The organism is Metapseudomonas boanensis (assembly GCF_042232855.1).
GTDB classification, from domain to species: domain Bacteria; phylum Pseudomonadota; class Gammaproteobacteria; order Pseudomonadales; family Pseudomonadaceae; genus Metapseudomonas; species Metapseudomonas boanensis.
Genome location: NZ_CP113889.1, coordinates 5,364,599 through 5,391,523, shown reverse-complemented (window position 1 = coordinate 5,391,523; position 26,925 = coordinate 5,364,599). Strand labels below are relative to the sequence as shown.

The 26,925-nt window shown below is 57.6% G+C and carries 25 protein-coding genes; 6 read left to right on the top strand and 19 right to left on the bottom strand.

All coding sequences use genetic code 11. The features are described 5' to 3' along the window. Positions 1-90 precede the first annotated feature (90 nt). The 8 genes from OXH74_RS25055 to OXH74_RS25020 all read right to left on the bottom strand — a co-directional run bounded on the left by OXH74_RS25055 (position 91) and on the right by OXH74_RS25020 (position 6,380). Positions 91-615 carry a S26 family signal peptidase gene (locus tag OXH74_RS25055; protein WP_375739346.1) on the bottom strand — a complete coding sequence of 175 codons (525 nt, stop codon included), beginning with the start codon at positions 613-615 and terminating at the stop codon, positions 91-93. Further along, entirely contained in the window at positions 612-854 is a 243-nt protein-coding gene (locus OXH74_RS25050) for a hypothetical protein (protein ID WP_280284109.1), read from the bottom strand. The genes OXH74_RS25055 and OXH74_RS25050 overlap by 4 nt, the downstream gene beginning before the upstream one ends. Continuing rightward, on the bottom strand, positions 851-1,489 hold the full coding sequence (parA, locus tag OXH74_RS25045; protein WP_375739345.1) for a ParA family partition ATPase: 639 nt from the start codon (positions 1,487-1,489) through the stop codon (positions 851-853). The genes OXH74_RS25050 and parA overlap by 4 nt, the downstream gene beginning before the upstream one ends. Before the next feature lie 244 nt (positions 1,490-1,733). Beyond that, positions 1,734-2,561: a replication initiator protein A gene (locus OXH74_RS25040; protein ID WP_375739344.1), complete on the bottom strand. Its 828-nt coding sequence runs from the start codon at positions 2,559-2,561 to the stop codon at positions 1,734-1,736. Positions 2,562-2,572: 11 nt separating this feature from the next. Then, positions 2,573-2,944, bottom strand: coding sequence for a helix-turn-helix transcriptional regulator (locus tag OXH74_RS25035; protein ID WP_375739343.1), 372 nt, complete (start codon positions 2,942-2,944; stop codon positions 2,573-2,575). A gap of 609 nt (positions 2,945-3,553) precedes the next feature. Further along, positions 3,554-4,819 carry a type II toxin-antitoxin system HipA family toxin gene (locus OXH74_RS25030; RefSeq protein WP_375739342.1) on the bottom strand — a complete coding sequence of 422 codons (1,266 nt, stop codon included), beginning with the start codon at positions 4,817-4,819 and terminating at the stop codon, positions 3,554-3,556. Then, positions 4,812-5,339 carry a helix-turn-helix domain-containing protein gene (locus OXH74_RS25025; RefSeq protein ID WP_375739341.1) on the bottom strand — a complete coding sequence of 176 codons (528 nt, stop codon included), beginning with the start codon at positions 5,337-5,339 and terminating at the stop codon, positions 4,812-4,814. The genes OXH74_RS25030 and OXH74_RS25025 overlap by 8 nt, the downstream gene beginning before the upstream one ends. A gap of 528 nt (positions 5,340-5,867) precedes the next feature. Next, positions 5,868-6,380, bottom strand: a complete 513-nt coding sequence (locus tag OXH74_RS25020; RefSeq protein ID WP_375739340.1) for an antirestriction protein ArdA — start codon at positions 6,378-6,380, stop codon at positions 5,868-5,870. A 397-nt stretch (positions 6,381-6,777) separates the two neighbouring features. Between OXH74_RS25020 and OXH74_RS25015 the strand changes: the two genes are divergently transcribed. Beyond that, on the top strand, positions 6,778-7,581 hold the full coding sequence (locus tag OXH74_RS25015; protein WP_375739339.1) for an NYN domain-containing protein: 804 nt from the start codon (positions 6,778-6,780) through the stop codon (positions 7,579-7,581). A 38-nt stretch (positions 7,582-7,619) separates the two neighbouring features. Here OXH74_RS25015 and radC read toward each other — a convergent pair whose 3' ends face one another. From radC to OXH74_RS25000, 3 genes are all read right to left on the bottom strand, one after another. Next, on the bottom strand, positions 7,620-8,126 hold the full coding sequence (radC, locus tag OXH74_RS25010) for a DNA repair protein RadC (RefSeq protein ID WP_375739338.1): 507 nt from the start codon (positions 8,124-8,126) through the stop codon (positions 7,620-7,622). Between the two features lie 299 nt (positions 8,127-8,425). Continuing rightward, positions 8,426-8,722, bottom strand: a complete 297-nt coding sequence (locus OXH74_RS25005) for a LasR-specific antiactivator QslA (protein WP_375739337.1) — start codon at positions 8,720-8,722, stop codon at positions 8,426-8,428. After that, entirely contained in the window at positions 8,719-8,988 is a 270-nt protein-coding gene (locus tag OXH74_RS25000) for a hypothetical protein (protein WP_375739336.1), read from the bottom strand. Before OXH74_RS25000 ends, OXH74_RS25005 begins: the two co-directional genes overlap by 4 nt. Positions 8,989-9,979: 991 nt before the next feature. On the opposite strand from OXH74_RS25000, the gene OXH74_RS24995 reads away from it, so the two are divergent. From OXH74_RS24995 to OXH74_RS24980, 4 genes are all read left to right on the top strand, one after another. Continuing rightward, positions 9,980-11,071, top strand: coding sequence for a hypothetical protein (locus tag OXH74_RS24995; RefSeq protein ID WP_375739335.1), 1,092 nt, complete (start codon positions 9,980-9,982; stop codon positions 11,069-11,071). Between the two features lie 229 nt (positions 11,072-11,300). After that, entirely contained in the window at positions 11,301-11,618 is a 318-nt protein-coding gene (locus tag OXH74_RS24990; RefSeq protein WP_375737727.1) for a transposase, read from the top strand. After that, positions 11,615-11,950, top strand: coding sequence for an IS66 family insertion sequence element accessory protein TnpB (gene tnpB, locus OXH74_RS24985; protein ID WP_155688131.1), 336 nt, complete (start codon positions 11,615-11,617; stop codon positions 11,948-11,950). Before OXH74_RS24990 ends, tnpB begins: the two co-directional genes overlap by 4 nt. A 61-nt stretch (positions 11,951-12,011) precedes the next feature. Further along, positions 12,012-13,547 (top strand): IS66 family transposase, encoded by a 1,536-nt coding sequence (locus tag OXH74_RS24980; RefSeq protein ID WP_375737726.1) that lies wholly within the window; start codon positions 12,012-12,014, stop codon positions 13,545-13,547. A gap of 291 nt (positions 13,548-13,838) precedes the next feature. On the opposite strand, the gene OXH74_RS24975 is transcribed toward OXH74_RS24980, so the two are convergent. The 7 genes from OXH74_RS24975 to OXH74_RS24945 all read right to left on the bottom strand — a co-directional run bounded on the left by OXH74_RS24975 (position 13,839) and on the right by OXH74_RS24945 (position 25,275). Then, positions 13,839-15,164: a hypothetical protein gene (locus OXH74_RS24975; RefSeq protein ID WP_375739334.1), complete on the bottom strand. Its 1,326-nt coding sequence runs from the start codon at positions 15,162-15,164 to the stop codon at positions 13,839-13,841. Next, positions 15,161-16,366: a hypothetical protein gene (locus OXH74_RS24970; protein ID WP_375739333.1), complete on the bottom strand. Its 1,206-nt coding sequence runs from the start codon at positions 16,364-16,366 to the stop codon at positions 15,161-15,163. The genes OXH74_RS24975 and OXH74_RS24970 overlap by 4 nt, the downstream gene beginning before the upstream one ends. Positions 16,367-16,451: 85 nt before the next feature. After that, positions 16,452-18,278 (bottom strand): AIPR family protein, encoded by a 1,827-nt coding sequence (locus OXH74_RS24965; protein WP_375739332.1) that lies wholly within the window; start codon positions 18,276-18,278, stop codon positions 16,452-16,454. Beyond that, positions 18,278-19,291, bottom strand: a complete 1,014-nt coding sequence (locus OXH74_RS24960; RefSeq protein ID WP_375739331.1) for a PD-(D/E)XK motif protein — start codon at positions 19,289-19,291, stop codon at positions 18,278-18,280. Before OXH74_RS24960 ends, OXH74_RS24965 begins: the two co-directional genes overlap by 1 nt. Beyond that, positions 19,275-22,109: a Z1 domain-containing protein gene (locus OXH74_RS24955; protein WP_375739330.1), complete on the bottom strand. Its 2,835-nt coding sequence runs from the start codon at positions 22,107-22,109 to the stop codon at positions 19,275-19,277. The genes OXH74_RS24960 and OXH74_RS24955 overlap by 17 nt, the downstream gene beginning before the upstream one ends. A gap of 15 nt (positions 22,110-22,124) precedes the next feature. After that, the gene (locus OXH74_RS24950) at positions 22,125-23,570 is read right to left on the bottom strand and encodes an ATP-binding protein (protein WP_375739329.1); all 1,446 of its coding nucleotides are present in this window, start codon (positions 23,568-23,570) and stop codon (positions 22,125-22,127) included. A 52-nt stretch (positions 23,571-23,622) separates the two neighbouring features. Then, positions 23,623-25,275 carry a DNA cytosine methyltransferase gene (locus tag OXH74_RS24945; RefSeq protein WP_343577787.1) on the bottom strand — a complete coding sequence of 551 codons (1,653 nt, stop codon included), beginning with the start codon at positions 25,273-25,275 and terminating at the stop codon, positions 23,623-23,625. 28 nt (positions 25,276-25,303) lie between these two features. On the opposite strand from OXH74_RS24945, the gene OXH74_RS24940 reads away from it, so the two are divergent. After that, complete coding sequence (locus tag OXH74_RS24940) at positions 25,304-25,717, top strand: very short patch repair endonuclease (protein WP_375739328.1); 414 nt, start codon at positions 25,304-25,306, stop codon at positions 25,715-25,717. Between the two features lie 29 nt (positions 25,718-25,746). Here the strand turns inward: OXH74_RS24940 and OXH74_RS24935 are convergent, their stop codons facing one another. After that, positions 25,747-26,748 carry a hypothetical protein gene (locus OXH74_RS24935; RefSeq protein ID WP_375739327.1) on the bottom strand — a complete coding sequence of 334 codons (1,002 nt, stop codon included), beginning with the start codon at positions 26,746-26,748 and terminating at the stop codon, positions 25,747-25,749. Between the last annotated feature and the right edge of the window lie 177 nt (positions 26,749-26,925).

The window sequence follows — 26,925 nt, the reverse complement described above, 5'->3', positions numbered from 1 at the left end:
GAGGGCGCAGCCAGCTGCACGGTGGTGGCGCTCGACTGCGCACCCCGAGCGCACACCATCCGCGGTTGGGTCGGCGTGGGAACGACCCGCTCATCGATGCGACTCCAACCACAACGGCTGCGCCCGACCGATCACCGCGCGAGCCGAGACGGGCCCGAAGTAGCGGCTGTCGAATGACTCCGGGTTGGTGCTTAGCAGGAAGAGTTCATCGCCAGTCAGGCGCCGGCATTCTTGCCAGGCCGGCAGCGTGCGACCTTGTCGATCCTTGCGCAGTTGCCTGGCGACCAACGCGCCGTCGATGAGCACCTGATTGCCCTGCACGCACACCTGCTGCGGTGCCCTGGCCGCCACAGATTTCAATAGCGGTACGTTCGCCGGCAGGTAACCCCGTCGTACCGCCAGCCTCATCACCCCGGGCGGCAGGTGGACCAGCACCAGGTTGCCAACTGAAATCGAGCTGGCAGGCCCGATGCGGTACCAGCCGATGGGCACGCTGTCGGAGGCGTTGTAGACGAGCAGCGGCGGCGATGTCGCGCACGCTGCCCATCCCAGGAAGATCAGGCTGCCAGCAACCAGTGCCAGTGGCTGCCACGCACCACGCGTACCCGCTGTCATGGCGTGGCCTCCGGAAACTGCCGCTCCAGCACCTCGCGCAGCATCTCCGCCATCGTCACGCCGCGGTCGAAGGCCGCCAGCTTGATGCGCGTACGCAGTGCCGGCGTGATATCCAGTGTCAGCCGTGCCGTATAGCGTTCGACCTTGCCGTTGTCGATGGCCGCGCCTTGGCGTATCCAGGCCTCGGCCTGTGGATCGGCCAGCGGGCGTGCACCGATGCCGATGCGCTTGCCGCTCATGGCGACCACCTCAACAGCTCATCCACCAGGCTGCTGACCTCGCGTGCGGCGGCGCTATCCGGGGCCAGTTCGCGTGCCAGGCGACCGGCTGCCACGCTCTCGGCGAAGACGATGCGCTGGCGCACCTCGGCCTGCAGGGCGGGCAGCGGCTGGTCGGCCAGGGCGCCGCGGGCTTCTCGGCCGATCACCGTGGTACTGATGCGTCGGTTGATGGCGAATGCCGCGCGCAGGGTCGGGCGGAACACCTGCGCTTCGCGGATCAGGCTGACCATCTCTGCGCTCGCCCACAGGTCATAGGGACTGGGCTGCACCGGGATCAACACGCGATCAGCCGCCAGCAGCGCCGAGCGGGCAAGCGCGGCAATGCGGGGAGGACCGTCGATGATCACGTGGTCGGCGCGTCGGGCCAGCTCCGGGGCTTCCTGATGCAGCGTCTCGCGTGCCAGGCCAACCGCGCTGAACAGCCTGGGCAAACCCTGCTGACTGCGTCGCTGTGTCCAGTCCAGCGCCGAGCCCTGCGGGTCGGCATCGAGCAGAATCACGTTGTGGCCACGCAGGGCCAGTTCGCCGGCGATGTGGGTAGCCAGAGTGGTCTTGCCGACCCCGCCCTTCTGGTTTAGCAGGGCGACGATCATGGCCGGATCTCCCCGGCCAAGCAGCCCTCATCAGCGCCTGTCCACAAATGGGCGCTGGCCCAATAACAAGTTAGAGCTTTTAAGTTAGTTAAGTTAAGGGCGGCTGAAAGCCGCGCCAGTCTTCGCCTGCAGAGGTGTTCGTGCGCCTGATGGCACGAGGGCGATGCTCCTGATAGCACGTGCCCGCTTGCGCCTGATAGCACGTCGGGATTCACAGCTTGTCCGCAGGTTATCCCCGTGCCGTCTACGGCACGGGCCGGAAGGCCAGCAGTTCGGTCGACGGGGGCAGACGAACAACCTCCAGGCGATACCCCGGCATCGACTGGCGTGCCACCAGCGCACGCAGGTCGAGGGCGAAGTCCGAGTAGCGTGCCGTGCTCCCCGATTTGCGGTGCAGGTGGCGAAAGTCGAACTGCCAGCCGTCCTCCTGCTTGCCGCCATGCTTGCGCACCAGGCGGTACAGCCAGCGCTCGATGCCGCCGGTGAGGCGGAAGTAGGCCGGGTCGATGGTCAGCACCAGGGCCTGGTCGAGCACCCCGCTGTAGAACCAGTCCGGCAGGATCAGTTCGATACCCAGCGGCCGGCCATCCGGAGCGGCCAGCTCCTTCCACTCGTTGATCCAGGAAAAGCGGTGCAGGCGCCGACCGGTGGTCTCGCGGATCGAGGTGGCGACGCTGGTCGACTGCAGCCGATCCAACGCGGCCTTGAGGCGCTGGTAGTCGCGCAGCGAGGTGCTGCGGCCGATGAAGCGCAGGATCTGGTAGGGCGTCGCGCGCATCAGCCGCGACGTGGGGATGCCCGCATCGCGCGCCTCGACGATCTGGCTGGCCGCCCAGATCAGGATGTCGGCATCCCAGATCGTGGCGATGCCGTGCTCCAGCGTGCCCTCCACACGCACCGTCACGCCGCCGGAGCGGAAATCGATCGGGACGGTGCGCCGCGACTTGGCCAGCGAGAAGAACGGATGCGCCATCAGGTCCTGGGCATCGCGCGGTGCCATGTCGCCCGGCAGGGCGCGGAACAGATCCAGTTGCTCGCTCTGTGCGGGTTGATCGAGCACGCCGCGATTCATGGGCAAGGGCTTCACTGGTCATCACGCGCAGCTCCCGGGTGGCGGTCGAGGTACTCGGGATCGAAGGTGGTCTCGAAACTGCGCTCACTGGCCCAGGCCTCGAGATCGGTCAGGGCATACATCACCCGGCGGCCAAACTTGTGGAAACGTGGCCCGCCGCCGATCACCCGCTGCTTCTCCAGAGTGCGTGGAGAAAGTCGCAGGAAGGCCGCTGCCTCGTTGTTGGTGAGGTAGCGAGGGGGAGGGGAGACCTGTGGTGCTTGCGCCTCAGTAGGCCCTGCTGTGGGCCTCATCGCGTGTGTCGTTGGCCCGGCCTTCCGGTGCAGAGGGGAGTCGAGGTCGATGCGACGCCGGTGATGAGTGAGATCGGGTGAGTGCGACATGGTGTGTCCTCCGTTGACGTGGGAGGAGCACCGTGCGGCAGCGGTCGCGCTCGATCATGCCGGGTTCGGTCTGGGCGAATGTGAAGGCAAGAGACGCGCGAATTGATACCCGAACGGTCTGGGCGCTGACCAAGCACGTCCACCTTTGCGGGCGAGCGTTGGCAATACACAAACGCGCAAGGATCTGTGCGAGCAACATTACGGATTTACGGATCTGCAGCTTTCTGCAAAACCTGAAAACCGCATTGGCGGATTTCCGTAATTCCGTAAAAGCGTAAATCCGCTTCCCCACAGATCCGTAAAAACGTAGGTGCGGATCGACAGATTTGAGCAAAAACGTAAGACCACAACGGTCTGAATCTGCTGGCGCAGCAACGCAGTTGCTGCAGGCTGATCGCGAGGGGCTAGTCCCCCAGCATCAGACTCCCGGGTGGGAGGCGCGGGTGGCTGACAGGCCAGGGGCGCAAGAAACAAGGGCGCCGGGCCACCCCACTGCTCTCCATTCAACCTATCGGTTCCAGAACACGTGCATCTGCTCGAAGCCGGTTTCCAGGGTGAACAGGTCGCCGCCAATCTCCATGGGGGCCGGCATCCAGTGGTGATTTGGATCTACTCGGCGAGGTGAAATGCCGAGGCCATTCGTTCCTGTTCTTTCGCGCTGATGCCCAGCTTTTTGGCCGCAGGCCGCCAGAGCAGTCGGACCTTCGTGCGAAAGTCTTCGATGATTTCCAGGGCTTCCTGCTGCTTGAGCCGGAAGTAGCCGGCAACAGAAATAGCCAGGTCCAGATCGAGAGCGTTGTCAGACTCCGAGACGTTCAGCTTCAGCCCGTCGGAGTAGGGCACCGGATTCATATCGTAGGCGGCGGAGAGTTGCCATCCCTTGCCCGGGACGAGGATAAAACCATGGTTGCGCAAGTGGTCATCCGTGTTGCTGACCAGCATGTTGAATACGATGCGCTTCCATAGCTCCTGAAGATCAGCCTCTGGAGTGGCTCCGTGTCGTATCAGCACTTCGGCGATTTCCAGGTAGCTGGCGCCGGTTGAATGGTCATCGCCATCCACATGTTCCGTCATGGTCATGGCGGAGGCGAAGTGCAATCTCTTGCCCGTGGCGGTGCGGTCGAAGCGCTTGACCATGAAGCAGTGATGGTCGCTCGCATATTTCCCCGCGGTGGCTTCCGCCACGCGCAAGCCGCAGGCGTTGGCCAGGATATTGACCACCATTTCCCAGGCGCCGACATCATGTTCGTCGTTGTTGCTGGGGAACTTGGCGATCCACAAGGCGTTGTCCGGATCCACCACGCTGGCTTTGGGACGGGCGCCACCCAGTGAGCCGCCCGGCGCTATCAGCATCTTCAACCAGTCTCGGCCGTCACTCATGTCCTCGCCCTGTTCGAAGCGCCTGGAGGCCTCTTCAAGCTCGCGCATACTGGTCATGGGCGGTGCCGCCATGTCGTGGTGGTCATCCAGGAACGGGCCATTCACATCCGTCTTGAAGCGTATGGCTCCTACGCGGAAGCTATCGTGGACACCCAGCAGATAGTCGGACTCGAATAGCTTCGAGCCCTCTACGGCAGCTCCAGCTCGTACATCCCGTTCATGTCTACGCCGCATCAGCAAACGCCCCCAGCGGTCAGGCGAGGCGTCAGCGAAGATACCGAAGGTGGCGGCGCCCTGGGCGGAGAACTGGCGCCCTGCGAATGGCTGGAGCCGCGGATCAAGCAGCGCTTGTTGCGCCAGGCCAGCCAATGCCGCGTCGGCGAATTCGAACTCGAACCGCTCGGTACCGCGTGTGCGCTGGCAATGCAGGGTACCCAGGCTCTGCGGACCATCGAGCCCCACCCAATCGGCGAAGACCAGGATCTGGCTAGCCATTGAGTTCCTCCATCAACTGGGCCGCCAGGTCGGCGCCAGTAACAACTTTCTTTCGGGCTGATTTGGATTTGGAGGGGGCTTGCTCAATGGTCTTGGAACGTGTCGTCGCAGGACGCTTGGGCTCACTGACTGCTGACTTGCTCAGCTCTCCCGCAGCCGGTTTTGAGGCGCTTCGTTGAAATGTGGGCTGGCTTGGCGGGGCCGACTTGTTTTTGCTGGCAGTCGTCCTCGACGGCGATAGGGCTGCATCCTGCAGGTGGCGCCCAAGCTCATCATTCAGAGCTACTTGAGCAATGTCTTTCTCCAGTCCCAGGACCTGCAGCACGGCCATGTAGGCACCGAGGGTCACGCCTGCGCTGCCTTGCTCAAGAGACCTGAGGGTCGGCAAAGACATGCCGGCCCGCTCGGCCATCTGCTTGGCTGTGATCTTGCGACGCTTGCGCGCGAGCATCAGACGCTCTCCGAGCGCCTCGAGGAGGCGATCAGATGCGGGCAGCAGTGGGGCAGTGCGCTTTGCCATTGGGAAAATATTCTTTCAGAAAAGATTTTTCGATGAAGGAATAATAGCACCTGTGCTCTCGTTTTCCTCTAGGAGAGGATCCTAGGGTAAAGCTATTACTCAATTTTTACAAAAAAAATGAAGCAATATTTTCACTAATATGGCGAGTGAGGCGTCCCTGAGCCAGTCGCCAGAGGCTTCATGAATGCCGCTTCGCATTCAGCTCGGTTCTTCTCGTATGCACAACGCGTCGCTGTTTTTTGATTCTGGCGACATGTTTTGTTTTCGTGTCGCTGGTGACGACATGTGGGCACAACGTGTTCTTGAAATGGCTTTCTTGCGACGTATCGTCTCAAGACTCGGTGGGTAGAGAAGAGCGCCGTGGGGATGCCTGATTTGCGGCTGAGATCCGGCTTGCCTGCCCCTGGCTGATCGCAGGGTGCGTGCAGCACCCGATCAGCCTCCAGGGTGGGGCGCGCGGGTGTCCGAATGGACAGGGGCGCAAATAAGCAAGGGCACCAGGTCAAGCCCGGTGCCCGACAGCCCGCACTACCTGTTCCAGAACACATGCACCTGCTCGAAGCCGGTCTCGATGGTGAACAGGTCGCCGCCGATCTCCATGTCGCGGGCCATGGCGCGGTAATCGATGTATATGGCCAGGTGCTGGGGAATGCTGCTGGTTTCCTCGGTCAGTTCCTGGGCATAGTCGGCCAGCGAGGCGTAGCAACCGCAGTAGTCTTCCTCGGCGGCCCTGCGCGCCTGCTCCAGGTCGTTGAAATGGGAGAGCAGGGCGCCGCCAAAGTCGGAGTACTCCTCGATGAAGCAGGCGATCTCGTGGGCGGCTTGCAGCCCCTCGTATTCGCCGAGGCGGTAGCCGTCGAAGCCCTCGAAGTCGTGGATGGCGTACTCCTCCGCGCCCTCGACCGGTGAGGCTGCGAGCATCGCGTCGACTTGCGCCTGGATGTCATCCATGTCCAGGGTTGCATCGATCCAGACACCATGCAGATAACCGGCGTTGTAGGCGGTCAGGTCGGCAACGTAGATCCTGATTTCTTCGCTCATGGCTTTCACTCCTTCGTCTTCAGGGTTCTGCGCTTGCGTCGCGCATGAACCCCTGCCGACTAGGGCGACTAAGGCGGTCGTGAAAAAATCAGGAAAAATCGCGGAGGCTCCACCCAGCGCAGCGGCCGGGTGGAAACCGTCTATTTTTCTTGATTTTGAGGGGGCAAGAACCCCTGCTCTGGAAGAAGAGAAGGTCAACACCTTGTGGTGACCGACCACATCGATCCGATGTGTCTGTAGTGGCTAAAAGACAAGCTTGTTGCTCAAGCAATGGCTGATGTACCTACTGCTCTCGCCATTGGGCATACTCAGTTGGTCTGAGGATGGCCAGGAATGGTCTGGGTACTCCACAACAATCACAAATCCTGGCAATGGATAGACAGCAGAAGGAGCAGGGATGGGCGTATTCACTCCCCCTGGAGAAACACGTGTCGCGGTCCTGGTCGATTGCGACAACGTATCTCCCGAGATTCTGGAACACGCGCTGCGTGTCGTTGCCCAGTTCGGGCGTGTGGTGCTTCGCAGAGGTTATGGAAACCACGGATCGCTGGCCAACAAATGGCAGGAGGCGCTGGTGCGCTTGGCCTTCACGCCATGTCTCCAGTACCAGTACGCCGCGGGTAAGAACACGTCGGACATCGCGTTGGCGCTCGATGCCCTGGAAGCCCTTTTCGATCATCGAGTCGACACCTTCTGCCTGGTCACCAGCGACTCGGACTTTGCCTACCTCTGCCGCAAGCTCCGTGAGCGGGGAGCCACGGTCTGCATTGTCGGTGAGTCCAAGACGCCTGCTGCACTGCGCAACGCCAGCGACCAGTTCTTCGAGTGGAGCCGAGACGAACACGCCGAGGAAACTGCTGAACAGAGCGAGAAACCTGCCGCCAAGCCTGACGCCAACCTGAAAACCGAACCCGCCAAGCCTGATCCCACAAAGCCCGCAGTCAAACGCAGACCGAGGTTCGTTGTGGATGCAGTGTCCTTGCTCGCCGCCAGGACCAGCGAGGGCAAGGTGACCCTGAGCGCCCTGGGGCAATACCTGAAACGAACTGATCCAGCATTTTCACCCAGCGCATACGGTCACTCGGGCCTGCTCGACATGATCAAGACCTACGACCTGCTACAGCTCGTCCAAGAAAACGGTGGCCACTGGAGCGTGAGCCTTGCCGCACGCGAAGAAGCCGCGCCCGAAGTCATCAACTGATCCCCGCCTTGCAAAAAAGGGGGCAAGGCCCCCTTGGCTCAGATGAGCCCATGCTCCGCGAAGGAGACTGATTGGCTTCCTGCGATGATGATGTGGTCCAGCGTACGCACATCCACCAGCGCCAGGGCTTCCTTGATGCGCCGGGTGATGGACTTGTCCGCTTCGCTGGGCTCTGGATTACCGCTGGGATGGTTGTGAGCGATGATCGCCGCGGCTGCATTCAGACGCAGAGCTGCCTTGACGACCTCACGTGGATAGACCGCTGTGCTGTCGATAGTGCCCTGGAAAAGCTCGACGTACTGGATCAATCGATGCTTGGCATCTAGGAACAATACTGCGAACACCTCGCGCTCGTAGCCGGCCAGCTTGGCGCGAAGGTAGTCCTTGACCACATCCGGCGAAGTGAAGCTGGCACCACGCTGCAGCTTGCAATCGATGGCCTGGCGCGCGGCTTCGAGGATCTGATCGGCAGATGCCGGCAGATAGCAGCCTTGGTCGTCACGCACGAGCAGGGTAGCAGCGATAGCTGGGACAGGTTGCGACATGGTCGTTCTCCGGTTGCTCGGGCGGAATTGCCCGATTCCGGACCAGCACGACGCAGCGCAGCAGTCAGGGGGCGAAAGCCGGCTTGGCCGCAAGCGTGCTCCGCACGCGCAGCCCTTGACGGCGAGAACGCCGTGATAGGGTGAAGGGAAACAGCAAGACCGCCCTCCGGACTTTCATGCAGCACGGACGGCAAGCGAAGCGCGCAGGCCCAAGGGGCCGGAGAGGAAATGGGCGTCTCCAAGAAACTCCATCGCTAGGCAGAAAGCTCGAGCCGGCTGAACCGGCTCGAGTTTCTAGCCTACAGCGTCAACGGCAGATCCCTGATCCGCTGCTCATTGCGCTGCAGCGAACTCAGCCGCTGCTGAATGCGGCTCAGGAAACCGACCTCGAAGGCACGCCTTTCCATCGCGCAGGGTAAGAGATCACGCTCGGCAATCATAATCGCCCAAAGCCAGCCGCTTCGGGCGTTGTCGAGCCAAGTCTGGGCCAGCCCCACGCCTTGATTGAATGCCTGTCGGCAGTCTTCGGCCCAGATGATCTCCATGCCTGGATGCCCATCGTGAGGTGGAAGCCAAGTCATGATGCCTTTGCTCATCGAGCACCTCCTCGTGCTTCAGAAAGGGCACGACGGAACAGCACAACCATCTCGTCGAGCAGATCCTGGGCCGAGTAGGCTGTAAGCCGTAGGCGAAGGTTTTCCGGCTGGAATCCATTCGGCCCGGCAATTTGATCCAGCAGATTGCCGAGCATGGTTGCGCGCAATTCGACCGCAGCCTCGGTGGGGAGGGGAGAGCGCCCGGATTCATGTAGCGGACTTGGCCGCCGCGGGAAGGGAACAACGCAGGTTTCGAACTCAGCCATGGCGCACCTCCTGAACAGAGGTGAACAAGACCAAAATCCCAAGGCGGAGCTCTCGGGTAAAAAGGAGGTAGCGCATTTTCCTTATGCTCCTCGGTTTGATTAAGGAGCCGCCACCAACCGTTCTGACGCAGTAGGGTGGCGAACCGTACGGGGGTCAGAATCCGGTAACCGAGGAAACCGGCCAGGCAAAAGCCTGCCCCGCACGGTTCACCATAAAAAAGCGATCACGATGCACATACGTGCTGCCGCTAAGATATGACGCAACCGCGCCCTCGATTAATCGGGTTCTGACGCCCGGTCGTGGGATTTACCACGACGGAGGCACTCTAGCCTGCGGGTTTCGAGAAGGCAATCCACTGTGGCGTAGTGAGGTGGGCTAGGAGGGATCTTCGTCGACTATCTGCGAAACAGCCACGGGACCACGGCTGAATGAACGGCAGCAGCCGGCACTGGAAGCGACGGCCAATTGGAAGAGTGCTAGCGGGACTTTCAAGGCGCAGGGAGCATTGGGGCAACGTGGCGCGCCTGGCCATCAACGAATAACGTCGGCAAAGGAAGTGAGGCCTGCCACGTCCGAGTCTCTTGCACCGGGGAAGGGAAACCTTCATGGAGTCCCACGCGCTCAGTCCCGCTACTAAATGCCCGCGCTGCGCGGGCTTCTTGGCAGCATGAAAAAAACAGCTGAATAAGTATGAAGCTTAATGAAATTGTTTCATCAGTAGACACCATCCAGGATATTTCCGTGCTGTTGCCCAAGGAATTGCTCGAACGAAGCGGCACAGCCCTAGAGAGCCGTCGGACGGAGGACGGGAGGGGTTGGTGGTATCGAGTGGATCCGGAAGACCCCCGTATTCCGCTACAACGAGGCTGAAGATTCAGCGCAGGCGTTGGCGCAGGTGGCACAGGTTCCGGGGGGCGTGGTTTGATCATTACAGCATGAAATCACGGGCGCCCGTTGATAGGATCGAGCCTATTGCCAAGGAGTACCCCCATGAGCGTTGACTCTTACCGCAGACAAGTAGTCCAGCATCAGAATAATATTGCCAAGCTACAGCAGGAAAAAGGTAGGGCTGCTGAGAAGGCGGCACAGGCCAACAAGCGTTCTCTGGAAGCGAGCATGGCCGCGAATCGGTCAAAGAGCATTTCCACGATCAACTCGAAGCTGAAGGACGCTCAACGCTATGCCGCGGATGAAGCTAAGGCGCAGCAGGAAATCGGCAGGATCGAAAAAAAGATCGCCGATGAACAGAAGAAGCTCGTTACCGCACAGGGCAGGCTGGATCAGGAACTGACTCGCGAGCGAAAGAAGAGGCTGGCGGAGCAGCAGCGCACTGACCGTGAACATGAGCGGCACATGCGAAATATCCACGCCGATCTCTCGCGGCATGAACGTCTGCATGCGGAAGCAGCATCGCAAATCGAGGTTCTAATGGCGTTGCCAGAGGAAATCGTGGTCGCTTTTTTTGCGGCAGACCCTGGTAGCGCGTCAGCTACCAAGCTCGCCTTGGATGAGGAGGCCCGGTCGATCGGTGAAAAGATCAGGGCGTCTGAGCATCGAGACAGCGTGCAGTTCGCATCTCGCTGGGCTGTGAGGCCAATGGATATCCTTCAGGCGATTAACGAGTTAAGCCCCACCGTTGTCCACTTCAGCGGGCACGGGTCGCCGGGCGACGAACTGGTTCTGCAGGACGACCAAGGCCAACCAAAGCACGTTCGCAAGGAGGCAATCGTTCACACGATTTCTGTTGCCTCAGACAGTGTAAAGCTGGTGTTCTTCAATACCTGCTTCTCGTACAACCAAGCTCAGGAATGCGTCAAGTACGTAAACGCAGCTATCGGAATGAACGATGAAGTGGATGATAGGGCTGCACGAATATTCGCGTCACAGTTCTACTCAGCGATCGGCTTCGGCCACTCCATTCCTAGGGCATTTGACCAGGCTAAAGCCGTTTTGATGATGGAGGACTTTGATGAGGCCAGAATTCCAGAACTCTATTTGAAGGATGGGGTTTCCGAGGATGAACTTGTGTTGGTTCGGCCCGCTTCATCTCGAAGTATGCTTGACGCCCCTGTGCCGGTTTAGGCAGGATGATTTCCACACAATGAACAGAAACCCGGCCAAGCGCCGGGTTTTTTGTTTGTGGCCGTCAGAACTCCAGTGGTGGTGTCTTATTTCCATGCTCAGTAGGAGCCTACCATGGGGATGACGGTTGTAAGCGTCCAGCCAAGTCACCTTCCGAACTCCCGCATTAAGGGCGATGGTGTCCGCGTATTTTTAAGCGGACGCGATAGCCCTTATCGCCGGGATTTCCATGCGCCAACGAAGCTCTTACCCCAAACCGTTCAAGGCCCAGGTTGTTCAGGAGTGCCTGCAACCTGGTGCGACCGTCTCCAGCGTTGCCATCAGCCACGGCATCAACGCCAACGTCATTCGCAAGTGGCTGCCGCTTTACCGAGATCAGCCACCAGCGGCGTTGCCGGCGTTCGTTCCATTGAGGGCCACGCCTAAACGAACAACTGAGGCGTTCGCAATCATTGAGTTGTCCCTTGGCGAGCAAGCGGTCACGGTGAAATGGCCAGCCTCCGATCCTGAAGGCTGCGCCCGCTTTGTGCGTGGGCTCACCCCGTGATCCGCATCGATACCATCTGGCTCGCCACCGAACCGATGGACATGCGCGCCGGTACCGACACCGCGTTGGCCCGTGTGGTGGCCGTGTTCGGTGCGGCGAAGCCGCACTGTGCCTATCTCTTCGCCAATCGCCGCGCCAACCGCATGAAAGTCCTGGTGCATGACGGTGTGGGTATCTGGCTGGCCGCGCGGCGCTTGCACCAGGGCAAGTTTCACTGGCCAGGCATCCGGCACGGCTCGGAAGTCGAACTCGACACCGAGCAACTTCAGGCTTTGGTACTGGGTCTACCCTGGCAGCGGGTCGGTGCCGCCGGCGCGATCACAGTGCTGTAGCACCTGCCATTAGCCCATCGGTTTATCTCCGCTGACCGCCTGCTCTGGCACAATCAGCGGCATGACTGCCTCGCCCAATCTCGACCAACTGACACCTGACCAGCTGCGCGCACTGGCCGCGCAGTTGCTCACGCAGGTCGACCTGATGGGCAAGAAGATCCACCGCGACCAAACGGTTATCGAGAACCTCACCCACGAAATCGCCATCCTCAAGCGGCACAAGTTTGCCAAGCGCAGCGAGCAACTGAGCCCTGACCAGGGCCGCCTGCTGGATGACCTGCTCGACACCGACATCGTGGCCATCGAGGCGGAGCTGAAAGCGGTCAATCCGCCGGCTGCGCCGGCCGAAGCACGCCAGCAGCCCAAGCGTGCACCGCTGCCACCGCAACTCCCGCGCACCGTGATCCATCACGAACCGGAGAACACCCAGTGCGCCTGCGGCTGCCAGCTGCAACGCGTGGGTGAAGACGTCAGCGAAAAGCTGGATTACACGCCGGGCGTGTTCACCGTCGAGCAGCATGTGCGTGGGAAATGGGCCTGCCGCCAGTGCGAAACGCTGATCCAGGCGCCGGTGCCGGCGCAGGTGATCGACAAGGGTATCCCCACCGCCGGCCTGTTGGCGCACGTGATGGTGGCCAAATTCGCCGACCACCTGCCGCTGTACCGGCAGGAAAAGATCTTCGGCCGTGCCGGCCTGGCTATCGCTCGTTCGACGCTGGCGCAGTGGGTCGGGCAAACCGGCGTGCAGCTCCAGCCGCTGGTCGATGCGCTGCGCGAAGCCGTGCTGGGCCAACGCGTGATCCACGCTGACGAAACCCCGGTGCAAATGCTCGCGCCGGGCGAAAAGAAAACCCATCGGGCTTACGTCTGGGCCTACAGCACCACGCCCTTCGCCGATCTGAAGGCCGTGGTCTACGACTTCAGCCCCAGCCGTGCCGGCGAGCATGCGCGCAATTTTCTTGGCCAGTGGAATGGCAAGCTGGTCTGCGACGACTTCGCTGGCTACAAGGCCGGTTTCGAGCAAGGCATCACCGAAATCGGCTGCATGGCCCACGCCCGCCGCAAGTTTTTCGATCTGCACGCGGCGAACAAAAGCCAACTGGCCGAACAGGCGCTGCACTCTATCGCTGGGCTGTACGAAGTCGAACGCCAAGTGCGCGACATGAGCGATGAAGAACGCGGGCGAATACGGCAGGAACAGGCTTCACCGATCCTCGACGCGCTGCATGCCTGGATGCTGGCCCAGCGTGATCGGGTGCCCAACGGCTCAGCCACGGCGAAAGCCTTGGATTACAGCCTCAAACGCTGGCAGGCACTGACTCGCTATGTCGAGGATGGTGCTGTGCCCATCGACAATAACCCGGTCGAGAACCAGATCCGGCCGTGGGCCCTTGGACGCTCGAACTGGTTGTTTGCCGGGTCGCTACGCAGCGGCAAACGGGCGGCGGCAATCATGAGCCTGATCCAGTCGGCGCGCATGAATGGGCATGATCCCTATGCCTATCTCAAGGATGTGCTGACACGACTGCCGACGCAGAAGGCCAGCGCTCTAGCCGAGCTGCTGCCGCACAACTGGGTATCCGCCGGCAAGGTGTAATGCCCGTTCGCTTACTGACGGTTACCAAGCGGGAAGGATTGGGCGGAAAGATCTACTCAACAAAATACGTAAGAAAGCCTTACCTGCATTAGACGAAGTGTGTTTAAGTTGTCCGGAGCGGGATTTCGGCTACGGCCTTCAGTCAAGGCTGCGCTGTTCAGAGATGGTAGTCGACTTTTTGGTCGGTATTTTCCTTCCTCGAAGAGCTATAGGGTTATCACCCCTATAGCTCTTCGGGGTTGGCTTCGATGGATGTCGATGAAAAATGCTGAAGAGGTCGTCACGTTTTGATTATACAGTTCTATTCCACAATGCAATAGAATCGGACCTGTACCAAACAACGCTATTTTCTTTGGCAAGCAGTAGGAAAACTAATTCCTCCATCGCAGGCAAGTAAAAGTCCTCCAGAACCAAGCGGCAGCCATCAGTGTAATTTTCACTGGATATGTGGTACTCCGTTTCTTTGTTGTGTACGATTGAGCATCTAATACGATAGAGGACGGTTGAGAAGAAATTTGTGAATGAATTGATTTCTGTGGCGGAATTCCTAGAGACGTCAAGTTTATTTAGGAATTCATCGATGTCGACTAGTTTAGCTGCGTGTCTGGCAAGAAACGCTTGCCATAATGAATGGACTTCATTCCCTATGGAGGAGGCGCTAAATTGAAGCGGGAACGATGCCCTCATTAAAGACTTCACTGCATCCAGTTCATTGGTTTCTACGGCCTTATAGAGGCTTTTGAACTCTCGTATAGAAAACATTGCGCCATTTCTTGAGCGCTCTAGTTTTACTATTGGGTACTTGAACATGAAGTTCTCGATTACGTGATAAATCGAAAGATACTTTGAGAGGACGTCTTTTCGGTCAACGTATTCGCCCATGATTTGCACGACTTCACTAAATTGCGCATAGTTGAGCTGGGGGTCGTAGCTGTTGATGGAAGAATTCTTTGGTGCGGCCAAGTATTCGATGGTTTTGGTAGTTTTCTTGCCTTCTGTCAGCATGTATATCTTTAGTAGTGAAATTGCGTTGCCCTTCGCAGTCAGGCACGGCAATGGGCAAACTAATATTTCTGTAGAAAGTGAAAAGTCTATTCTTTCAGAAATGCAAGCAAGGTAATACCAGAGCTCCACATCGGTTACGTAAGAAGATAGGGCGTCCAAGGATTCTCGATGGCTTGGGTTAAACCAGGCAAGATTGCTGCTAAGGGTGTTGATGTTTGAGACAAAAGCTGTAGCGGGGAACGCTAGTGAGCATGAAAAAAAATCAAAAACAGCGGTAACGTCTTCGTCGGGGATTGTTCCAACCGAAGTACATATTTTTTCTGAGATGATGATTTGATATATTAATTTATTAAAATTGAAATCTGGGTGGTCGGGAAATATGCGATGAAATTCTTCAAGTGTAGATTTTAGTTCCTGGAAATCATATGTCGAGGAGAAATTGTTACGGCTATCCTCAAGCGATGAATTAATCTGCGTTAGCTGGTCGCAGATTGCGTCGAATTGATTTTTTTCGGTTTCGCCTAAGCTTTCCCAATAGGGTTCATTGGGTTCTTCATATATTCTTTTTGTCTCCGAAATTAGCAGAGAAAATACAGCGTCAATCTTTCTCATGCATATACCCCATCAAAAGCAGAATGCCAATTGATAGGCGTGGAAAAATTGCCTTCAATCAGGCTTGTGAAGGACTTGAATATCACTCTCTTGCTAACAGCGCCGATATTGATCTTTGCTAGGTCTATGTTCTTTCGGGCTGCTTCATAGTTAGGGATATCGCAATTTCGGAAGTTTTGTACAAGCTGCTTGCATATAGTGATGAATTGCTCAGGAGTTTCGGATTTAGCGCCAAGAGCTGCAAACATGCCGCTCAGAGAAGTGTCGCGCCCCATCCATTGCACGCCTTCATATCCAAAATTCTTCTCTGCCGCAGAGTCGATTTCGTATAGGGCGCGCACAAATGACTCTAAGAACTCATAAGTAAATGCCTCTGTTAGCTCTGAGTATTTTTCTTTGTCGTTTTGAATGCTTTCAATAAAGTTTGAATTTGTAGATATGGGTTTTCCTTCGGAATAAGAAATCATGGAGGAAATCAAATGCGAGAAGTGGAACTCTCCTACATTTCTTTGTTTGCTGTGAGATGCTGAAGATATTTCTTTTTCTCTGGAGATTTTTATATGCCCAGTCTTGACTTCGGTAAGCATGGAGTAGGTGTTGTTAAAAAGCAGCTCTAGCTGATGTCGTATGTTTACTGGCTTGTGCCCGGCATTCAGTAAAAGCATTTTCTGCACTTGTTCGCTTGCGCTAAGCCCACTCCAGGCTTCAAACCACTGGTAATTTTCAGTAAAGCAGTTTTCTAGGGCTGCACTGCCGTAAAGATCATGAAATCGCTTTAGCTCAATTAATATGTAGCTAGATGATCCGATCGAGACAAGCTCGTTTCGGTACTTTCTTTTTAGCTGAAATTCGGAGAGTTGATCAGGGTCTAGGGAGATTTTTTGAAGTAACAAATCTTTCGTATCATTTATTATTTTTAGCCTGTGGGTGCGCTGTAATCCATCAAGTATTTTGAAGTTTTCAATATTTCCGGTTTGCAGGTCTGTACCATCTTCCAGTACTAATGTTATGGAAGGAATGTGCCTCTTGTTTAGGATGGTAAGTACCAGTTTGTCTAAGTATGAGTTTCCGACAATGGCGCGCTGGACATCATAGGAGGCGTAATCTTCTGGCAGCGAGGATAGGTACTCGCTTAGTGAGGACTTTATCAGGTGGCAGGTTGCTCCGTCCTCGCGTTTAATGTCCAATGCTTCGAACTTCATCAGGTGGTTCCTTCGAGGCTGTGCAGTAAAATAAGCATATGGTTAGATGCGGCGTTTGTCTTCAGGTTATAGCTTCTATCTTTCCTTATTTAAGAGGAACTGAAATAGAGTGTTCCGGAATGTTTGTCTGAGCTTCGGAGTAGCGGGCATCTCTTACCTGCCACCAGCACTCTTGTTTTTTGGCCCACTCGGAGATCATTCTTCCGCCTGCTCCCTCGCTCAGAACTGTATCCACTTCACGTGCCCATATAGCTATCTGCTTCTGCAGCTGCAGCGATATAGCCTGTTCCTGCCAGACTTTCTCGAAACTAAATCGCCCACCTAACTGGAGAGCCAAGATGGAAACGGTATAGGCAGTGATATTGGCCTGGAAGGCAGGGAAGAGAGGGCGGATTGTTCTATGTGCGGACTTGAAGATAATGGCCTTTGCGATCATTTCCCTGTATTGGTCAGCATCCGGAATCACATTCTCGCCGGCCTCTTCTCGCTCTGCAAGTTCGTCCATGAAGGCTTGGAAGTTTTTCTGGCTGCCAAGGCTTACGAGATGCGGTTTCTGGTCCCAAGCAAACAGGAATTTTGCCAAGTCAGGCTTGGTAAGCTTGCGGGCAGGTGGAATTTCCGACTGGAGTTTCTTCTTCTGGGCGACTGTCGCTGCATCCTTTTCCAGCATCACCTTGTAACTGCCTGCAGAGCGCTCGTAGAACCATCGGCCGACCCCATCGGGGCAGTAGGTTCGCATTGAGAGCTTTTCGAGTTCGCGGTGGAATGGCTTGTTCGCGGACAGGTCGGACTGTTTGACGACGTTCTGGCTGTTTGCATAGCGGGAAATATTCGAGATCAGTTCCTCGGCGTCCGAGCTACCACTTTTAAGCACGATGATCTTCGCCGGAACCCGGACATTGTCCAGATTGATGTCCGCCTGCTTTTTCTTGGCGAAGTAGAGGGATGCCGTTGTCTGTCCTCCATTGACAATCTGCATACCCTGCAACCAGAGGATGCCGAGGGAGCCATCCCGTGTACGATCCAGTTTTGCTGCATCGGCCACGACTACAATACCGTTGTTGTAGGCCATGAAGCGCTCAGGTGTGTCGCGCAGGGTGTCGCGAATTCCCTTGTTCACGCCCTTGCTGTTCACCCCGAGGAAGGACCGGACGTTGGCCTCCAGTATGCGGGGGCCATACTTCTCGTAAAGTGCGCGTAGGGCATTTCCGGGCACGGCCGTCAGCGCGTAGTCGTATTCGTCTTCATCCGATCCGGGAACCCATACGCTCGGCAAGGCCGAACCGCAGAGGTCATGGAAGTTGACCACCAGCTCGTCACGGGGACGTCCCTGCTGCAAGTGGTTGAACAGTCTCTGGATGTCCATGACCTCGACTCGGACCTGTTTTCCCTCAACGTCCTGAGGGGCGTAGTCCCTGGTCTTGACCCGGGCGTCGGTAATCACGAACACCCTGATGCTGTCCAAGTTGCCGAAAATTCGTTCGACCTCAGTGACTAGGGCATACACGTTATTGGTCTCGTCGAGTTTCCTTGAGAGCTGGGTTCTAGCGCAGAGTCTCAGGAACTGGAGGCCTTGAGTGGCAGCGCGGCTCACTTCCTGGTCGGGGAGAGCCTCGATGTCGTCAAGCCCCTTATATAGGCTGACGAAGAGATCCAGTCGATCCGGGAAGCCATTCTCGTCCGTGGTGTCGGAAACCGAATAGCCGCTGATCTTCACCTTGAAAGTACTGACCTTGGCCTCGTAATGGCAGACGTTGGTATCGAAGGTGATGCCCTGCTCGGCCATGTGGTTCATCACCTGCTCGGTGAAGAGCTCCTCTGCGGAAACGGGAACCTTGCCCGGCGCGAGATCCTTGCCAAGCTCTTCCCGAATTGCGTCCTGTGTTTCACGCAGAAAATCGACCAGCTCCATCAAATCACTCCAAGTTTCTGAAGAACCTCTGCCAGTTGCAGGCTGTCAGCCGTTAGCAATGACAGGTCAAGTTCGTATTGTGCCCAGCGGACCGCTGCCGGCACATTGAAGGGGATCAGCCTGGGGAATTCGGAGTCCACTAGCAGGATCCGAAGCTCGCTGACGGAGAAGCGCCGGCTGTATGCTTCCGCATGCATGTCCAAGTACCCTGCCTCATGCAGGGCGCTTTCAAAAATCGCCAGGGCCGCAGGATCAACAGAAAGGCGGTTGCGAATGTCGGCAACATGTTCGGGCAGGGTCAGACCCACGTCGTCTGTTGCCAGCCGCAGTGCTGCCAGAAACAGGGGGGCGGCCTGAGAATCATCAAGCTGATCCAGCGAGACGATACGGACGGGAAAACCATCTGTCGCCAACGTGGATTTCACTTCTATGGCACCCGATCCGAGCAGGAAATCGTGCAATCCGTCGAGAGGCCCTTTCCATGCATTGGCTGCTGAGTACTGCAGCACGCCAGCGTTGACCACTTCCCGAAGAAAACACAGTTCACCTGCCAGACCCTGCTCGGCTTCTCTGCCCAGGCCCTCACGGCCCCTGTGCATGAATTCCTGCCAGCCGCGGACCCTGCCGAGCAGGCGCTGATACAGCAGCTCTTCTGGTGGTTCGCCTGGAGTGTTCAATAGTGCCGCTACATCGGCGACCACGGCGGCAAACAGCTCAAGACTGCCGGCTGGCTGTCTGACAAGCGCCAGCCATTGTTGCGGGGCACCTGCCTCGCCCAAAGAGGCCCGCTCCATCCGGAATCCCTGTCCCTGCGGCAGCTGTGAAGCCGGAGCCAATCGGGTGCTGGAAAACCCGACCAGAATGGCTTCCTCGTTGCCAGGCGAATGTCTGGCCAGTTTTACCCGGCAGCTGCCGGCCTTAAGCAGGTCGATGGATCTCCAGCCCGGCGTACCGAGATTGCCGGCAAGAGCTCGCCAGGTACTCAGGATCTCGCTGTTACTCACTGCCGCCATACTGCTGCTCCCAGAGAATGTTGGTGGCCATGTAGGGCACTGATTTGGCCGTGTTGCTGGCGGGGAAGCTAATAGCAAAGGCTACGACAGGGAGCTGGACATCCTTGATGTCCGAGTCTTTGGGATCCAGAAGGGAAATCAGAAGCAGCCCGCGCTCGGGGTGAGGCTCTATTCCATCGGCTCCCAGCCCGCGAACACGTCGAATGAACGGGCCACTGGGAATATCAGGCAGCTCCCGATTCCGTGCTCGCGCCGGATCGGGTTTCCAGGCGCGCCGGGTCAGTTCGAGCGCTGCACTCCATGCTCTCTCGTCGAGGTCCAGTGCTTCGTCCTGGGGAGACAGCAGGCGGCCGATAGAGTACTTATCATCGCTATCCAGCGACTTGTTTTTCCGTTTCATCCGAGGCACCTGGATGCCGGAAATATCTTCCGTTCGGGAAGCGACCCCGCCGCCGATGACGGCTACGGTCCAAGAGGTGAGCTCCTTGGACTGATTCATTTTCTCGATGAAGTCCGCCAGCATGTTCCCGCGAACCTTTCTGGAGTCCGGGTGGGTCTGGTAGCCCCGAAGGAACTCGATTACAGGCTGGGCAGGGACTTTGGTCCAGTTGGCGCCATTCCAGCTGTCCTTTCGAGCATTGCGCTGGCGTGAGGGAATTGGGGAGGGCGTCCCCATGGTCTGAACGAACTCCCTGAAAGCCTTGAGGTTGGATTCGAGCTTGTCCTCATCCCTGTAGAAGCTGACCGTTTCGACTACCTCTCCGCTGAAGGAAAGATACAGTGTCTTGGCCGCCCTCATCTTCAATGGTGAGGTAACCATCAACACTGGATGGGACTTGACCTTGAGACCGTAGTCACGAGGAATCTGGCCGCTATCGATCATGTAGTCGAATTCGGCACGCAGTTCTTCGGCTGCATCCGTTATGTGCTCGAACCACTCGACCAGATCTTCGGTAGTGTACAGACGACACAGATCCAGATATCCCGGACGGTATCCGAACCACCGCCCCATCTGCATAAGCGTGTCGTACATCTTGGAGGCACGCAGGAAGTAGCTGACGCACAGACCCTCGAGGGTCAGCCCCCTGGCGAGCTTGTCACCCCCGATCGCAATGACCTTGAGCCCTGTCACGCTGTCTGCATAGTCCAGAGCGTCCTTGGCGGTGCCGTTGATCATCCGCACGTCAATCTGATCAAGAATCTCAGGTAGCAGTGCCTCGATATCCTCCCAGTTGGGCGCGTTGCGATACTGATCCTCGGCCGTTTGCTCTGCCACTCGCTGACTGGTCGTCAGGAAGTCGTTATCCCAGAGACGGCGCAACTCGCAGAGAGTGGCTTCGTGATTGATACGGAATGTGAGGCAATGCTTGAGATGAAGAACATGATCTTCAACCTGCCGGTGTACATGCTGTTGCACCAGGTTGAAGCGTGTGACGTGAACGAGCATCGAACAGTGGTCTGCACCCTGTCCCCGCAATTGCCGAAAGGCGCATGCGAGGACGAAGGCATGGATCGCCTCGATCAGGGATGCCGGCATTTCCTCTGGCGGGGTATAGGTGCTTTTGTGGCCGACTGGCATCCAGCCCTTCTTGCCATCCTCTGAACAGTGGTCCGACACGATTCGGACGAGGTCCAGATCTCCGACTCGCCCATTTTCTGCTTCCAGTCCGAAGACTCTTGCCGGACCAACGTAGTTGGATGGCGCCGCCAAATTGGTGATAAAAGCAGCCGGAAACAGATCCGGGCCTTCCCGCGTCGTTTCGCCCCGTTCGTGTATGTAGATGTTGGCGAATGGCGTAGCGGTGTAGCCCACATAGGCCTTTCGAGAGAATGAGTGCAATATCCGGCGAATGAGTCCGTTGATGGCGGTTGGCTCGTGTTCAGGGTCGGGGTTACCGTAGGCATCAACTACTTCTTCGCCAGTGTCTACCGATGCGTGGTCTGCCTCGTCATCAATGATTAGCAGGGGAAGGTGGGTGACCAGTTTGCGTCCGGTATCCGGATCCGTGGTGTTGGCTACATGCCTGTGAATCCAACTTAGCAGTCGAGCCAGAACCGCCTTGTTCTTCTTGACAACGAACAGCCAGGGCTTGCTTTCCGGCGCAATCCCCAAGTTCCTGACGAATCGAATATTGAAGTCGCCGGTTTCCGTCCTGTTCGTCACGTACTGGGGCCGCAGGTCGTGGGATCCATCAATCAGGCCCACGCCAATCGGGCGTTGGCCTTTTCCCGCTACAGCGCTGGTTTCGTAGCCGAGAAATCCCTCGTCCAGTCGCATCTGGGTCTGTGAGCGGAGATTGTTGTGCAGTCCTGCCAGCACGATGATGATTTTGTAGCCGGCATCGGCAGCCTTGCAGATCAGGCCCGTATAGTTCGCGGTCTTGCCTGACTGGACATGCCCTACCACCATACCGCGCCTGTCCCATGCACCTTCTCGCAGAGGATCCTCGAGCATCGAGAGGGTACTGTCGGTAGTTCTGTCGAGGGCCTCGACGGCCTTCCAGGGAAGCTTTCTTTCCTGCAGTTCACGATAGCGTTGCCAGTATCGCCAGTTCTGTTTACGTTCGCTGGTCAACCATGGGATGTGTCCTTCCATGTTGATCAGAGACGCCTCATCTCCGACCCATATGCTGAAGCGCCGGATGAGTTCCTCGATCACTGCGCCCCGATCAAGGCCGTCGGCTTTCTTCGGCATGATCTTCAGTACCATGTCGATCTTCTGGGCGATCAGGGCGGGGGTGATGACCGACTTGTCCTGCTCGTCCAGCAACAATTCCTGGACGAACTTGATCACGCTCCATTTATTTTCCTCGGACATATGAGGCAAAGCTCCTTAAAGGGTGTCGGGTAGGGCGTCCACCAGCGCGGGGAAGGCATGGAAGGGTTCTGTTATGCGCAGCTGCTCCTTGGCGGAAGCGCTTGAATAGCCCTTCTTCTCGACAAGGTTGCGATACATGACTTTGAGAATTTCGGAGACTTCTTCGGATGGAACCTGGTCGAATCCGGTGCAGGGTGTGTCCTGGTTCTCTGCCGTGTCTATCCAGATCCGCTGTACCGGCACGGTCTCCTCGATCACCCGCATCATGGCCTTGATCTGGGGCAGTAGAGTTCCTGCGTCATCGAGGACGGCTCTTATCGCCGGGTGCTCGCTGTCGATCCGATAGCGAATACCTTTCGCAAGGTTCTCCACCTTCCAAGCCTCAACTATCTGCCGATTGCCCATCAGTATGGGTTTGCCTCGATGTGCAAAGGCGCGCCGTGCCCTGGAACGAGTCTCCTCCGCCAGGGTTGTCAGCCAGGTACGGAGATACACCGGCGGTCTGGCAGTGGACTTGCGAATATCGATCTTCCAGTCGGCATCTGCAGAGTTGGGAATGTCCAGTCGGATTCGGGCAAGTCGATGTGCCTCATCCTTCGTCCAAGATCTGCCCGAGCCGAGCCCCAGCCAGCTGCCCGCAACAAGAAGGCGTTCGTTGCGGTAGACATAGAAACCCTGTTGAGCGGTCCATCCTTCCGGACCGGCCAGGCGCTCGAACTCCGCTTCGCTTAATCTGTCCTTGTGCGGAAGCACATGGCATTCGGCCTCAACGCCGCGACAGGTGGGGTGTCTGAAGGTCGGAGGGTTGTAGGGTTTCGCAGGATGATCTGTCATGAAGGGATCCCACGGCTTGACGGGATGTCCATTCAGCAGGATACGAAGACGTGGCCTGGTTCCTTCGAGATACCGGTGGAACACCATGCCCAAATGCTGTTCCACCCTGACCGCAAGATTGAGAAAGTCCCTGGAGGTACTTCCCGGCGTTACGATCCGGTCCAGTTCCTCCCATAGGACAAGGGTGCCGGACTGCTCGGGGGATAGTCTGTCGAAAAAATCTTCCGAACCCGGGTGGGCGCCTTCCAGCAGATGCCAGCCGTTGTCGGGACTGTTTGCCAGAAAGTCGAGGTCCCATCGCAGGGACTGTAAGTCATCTGCTCCCACGGTTGCGACTGTCAGCCTTCGACACTGTGAGAATGAGGCAGTCTTGAGTCCCAGCCCGAAACGTCCCAGATCCGCGGCGGCACGCTCCTCCAGCGGACTCCGTTCTCCCAGTCTCATGGCTCTGTCCAGTTCCGCGGCGGACATTCCTCGGCCGTTGTCCAGACACAGGATACGACTCTGTTCCTCAGCCCACAGGAATTCCAGTCGAACCTCGTTGGCCCCTGCGGCAATACTGTTGTCAATGATGTCGGCGAGCGCGGTTTGAGCGTTGTATCCCAGCCCACGCAGGGCCTCCACCATTGCGCTTGCTCTGGGAGGAGCGTTCCTGCTCCTGAATGGCGATGACGTCAACTTAGCTCTCCAGCTCGAACATGCTGAATTGACGCGCCGAAAGCCTTGTGGGCTGACCCGCGGATTTACCCCCTCCGATAATCCTTGCCACTACATCGGCAATCTTTCTGGCCAGCAGAGGAGGTACGGCATTGCCCACTTGGTGGAACTGCTGCGTCCGGTTTCCGAGGAAGAAATAATTGTCCGGGAAGGTCTGTAGTCTTGCTGCCTCACGGACTGTCAGGCTGCGACACTGAGTCGGGTCGTAGTGGATGAAGTAGTGCCCGTCCTTTGCGATGTGGCTGGTAATGGTTGTGGACGGAATTCCGGCTCGCTGTACGCGGAAGCGGTCACTGAACTTCCCGCTCTTCCAGTTCTTGTGATCGGGCTCCAGACCGGGAAGGTCGAAGTCCTGATGCCCTTTGGGTGAGCCCTTCCTTACATCGGCAAAAACTGCGGCATATACATATCGCCTAAGGTCGGAACTCATGTGGCCTCTGGCCTCATGGTTGAGCCAGTACCTCAGTCGATTGTCTGGTAGCCACTCGTCGAGATGGGTGCCGGTCTCTCCACTCCATTCGCTCTTTTTCAGGACGCGAAGTCCGCCGTTGTTATCTGCCTTTCTGCTGAAAGTCTTCGCCAGGATCCCCAGATGGCTGGCCAGCATTATCCTGTCGGCATCGGTTGTAGCCTGCTCTCTGCAGGCATGGGCCAGCTCCCCGAGGTGTTGGCGGACTACGTCACTCCATAGATCAGGGGAGTCTGCCTGTCGTGTCAGGGTGCTGCGCAGTGGTGGGAGATTGCCAATAACCTGTTCGATGCTCGGGCCGGACGACGGTGTGAGCTTGTGGTCCCCGAGGGCTCCCAGATACTCCTCGGACACTCCCAGCAGGATCACTCGATGTCTGGCCTGGGGCACGCCATACCTTTCGGCGTGAATGATGTAATTGGCAGGCTCGATGCTGTCGGGATCAGCTCCGCTCTCATAGATGTCGTCGGCGACGAGTGAACAGATCCGGTATTTCGGTCCGTTGCCTCTTTCTCCAAAGGCGGCATCCGGGTCTGCCAGATCACTCAGGATCTTCGGGAACATTTGTTGGCCGCCAACACGTGACGAGAGTATGCCTTTCACGTTCTCCATGACAAAGACTGCCGGGCGTTTCTTTTGGATGATTCTCAGGTACTCCCGATAGAGGAAATGCCTGTGATCATTCTCTGCGCGGTAATCCGACTTGGCCTGATTTCTTGCCCGCCCTACCACGGAATAGGCCTGGCACGGAGGGCCGCCGATCAGCACCCAAGGCTTGGAAGCGTCAAGTCGCGTCTCAAGCAGGGCATCCAGTCGGGCGTTGCCTTCGGAAGTACCTAGTTCGAGTAACTGGGCCTCGCTGTCGGCCTGACGCCATAGTGCAAGGCTTCTGTTCGTGTACGGTTCGGTTACGTCTGCGGTTTCGCAGAAGTTGTAGTAGTCCTCCAGCGCTTCCGGGAGCTCCCGCTTCAGGAGTCTGTAGAATGCCCTGAGGCGCAGGGTGGATCTTGCAGAGGTCTCCATCTCGGCCGAGACCTTGATCTCGAAGGTCCCTTCGCCGCCGCTCGTGTGCGAGGAAAAGCCCTCTCCAAGTCCTCCTGGTCCTGCAAAGAGATCAACGACCTGGATGGGATAACTACGATTCATGAGCTCACGCTGTTGAAAGAGGGTATGAATGGATATCGTCGACAGTGCGACGCGATCCCGAATGATGTCCGGCATCAGGGGCCGGGATACCAAGCCGGAAATAACGGTGCGGAAGTTTCTGCATGCCCGTGGTTATCGTTTTAGGCTGCATCGCAAGGATCTTCCGGGGTGTCCAGACATTGTGCTGCCACGTTTCAGGACCTGTATTTTCATCCATGGCTGCTTCTGGCACCACCACAAAGGATGCAGATTCGCCACGTTGCCCAAGACCCGCGCCGATTTCTGGGCTCAGAAGCTGAAGGATAATGTTGAGAGGGACCGGCGGGCTCAAGAGGAGCTTCTCCGCAAGGGGTGGCGGGTACTGACCATCTGGGAGTGCGAGCTGAAGCATCCGGAGGCCGCGCTCACAGCCCTGCTTGGCCAGCTGGAGAGTTCGGAATAGGGCAGATGGCCAAGCGAAATGACAGGTAATCAAGACTCGCTGTCCAGAGTCGCAAGAACATCCGGTACCCAGCTCTGGCAGGCCCAGCCTCCCGAAGGGCTTCTCTGCAGGTACTGGCTCAACTTCCCGCTGAGCAGGCTGTTGACGACCGGCAGTGGGTATCCCAGTACCTGTTCAACGTGCGTGGCTCTGTCCCCTGGGTTGTCTGCGAAGTACCTGAGGACATCTAGGGCCATACTGCCGAGGCTCATGATCCTCTGTAGCAGCAAATTGTCTTCCACGCTGGCTGAGCGTTTCGATGGCGCTGAGACCGAAGCGGAAAGCTCCCAGTGCTGCTCGTCCGGCATCTCATCAAGACCCTCGATGACTAGACCGCCTTCCTCCATGGCATGAGCTCCAATGTGCTCCTGGATGGATCTTGCTTCGGTTCTCAGGGGGACGTCATCCACCGTCGGAATCTTGCTCTCCTGCTCCGGCTGCCAGGTTAGCGCGAACAGCTCATCCTCATCGAGCTCAGCCCTGTGGGCAGCCGCAGGACGTTCGGGATCGGCTTCCGGCTGGTCAAGATTTGTGGCGGGGGAGGGGGAGGATGGAGAGGCCCTTCGGAACAGCAATAGAAGATCCACCAGTCTTCTAACGCGCTCGGGATGGCGAATCTGCTCCAGAAAGTCCACAAGCAGCTCGCGAGCTTCAGTTTCATGCCCCAGCGAGGCGAGGAGGGAAATCGCGCGGACAGTGCTATCCGGAAGATGGTCTCTGAAATCGGTGCGCAGTCGTTCGGCGCATTCCCCTTGATCTGTTGGCAGAGGGTAGGGAAGCAATCGTGCAACCAGCTGCATCCAAGCATCGGGATGGGAGTCCTCTGGTGTCGCAGGAGGCTCACTCGTCCCATCTATGTGAATGCTGCTGTCCGTAACGGGCCACATCCGTTTTCTATAGGCAACAGTCAGCGTGTTTCCCGACAACTGCAGAGGCCGCGTGATGCGGTCTATTACCTGGCCAGACGCCACCACCTGCACGGTCTCTTCCATATCCCTGTTGCTCAACTGTCTACTGCAATATCTGTGTGCTGGCTTTCTGCCCTAATGATGCCGATTAAGGAGACCCGGGTACAAGTCATGAATGGAATAGTTGACTGACGGTGGGGGGCGTTCGCTGCTGGTCAGCTCTCACCTGATGTCCTATTTGCATTGGCAGGGCGGAGCTGG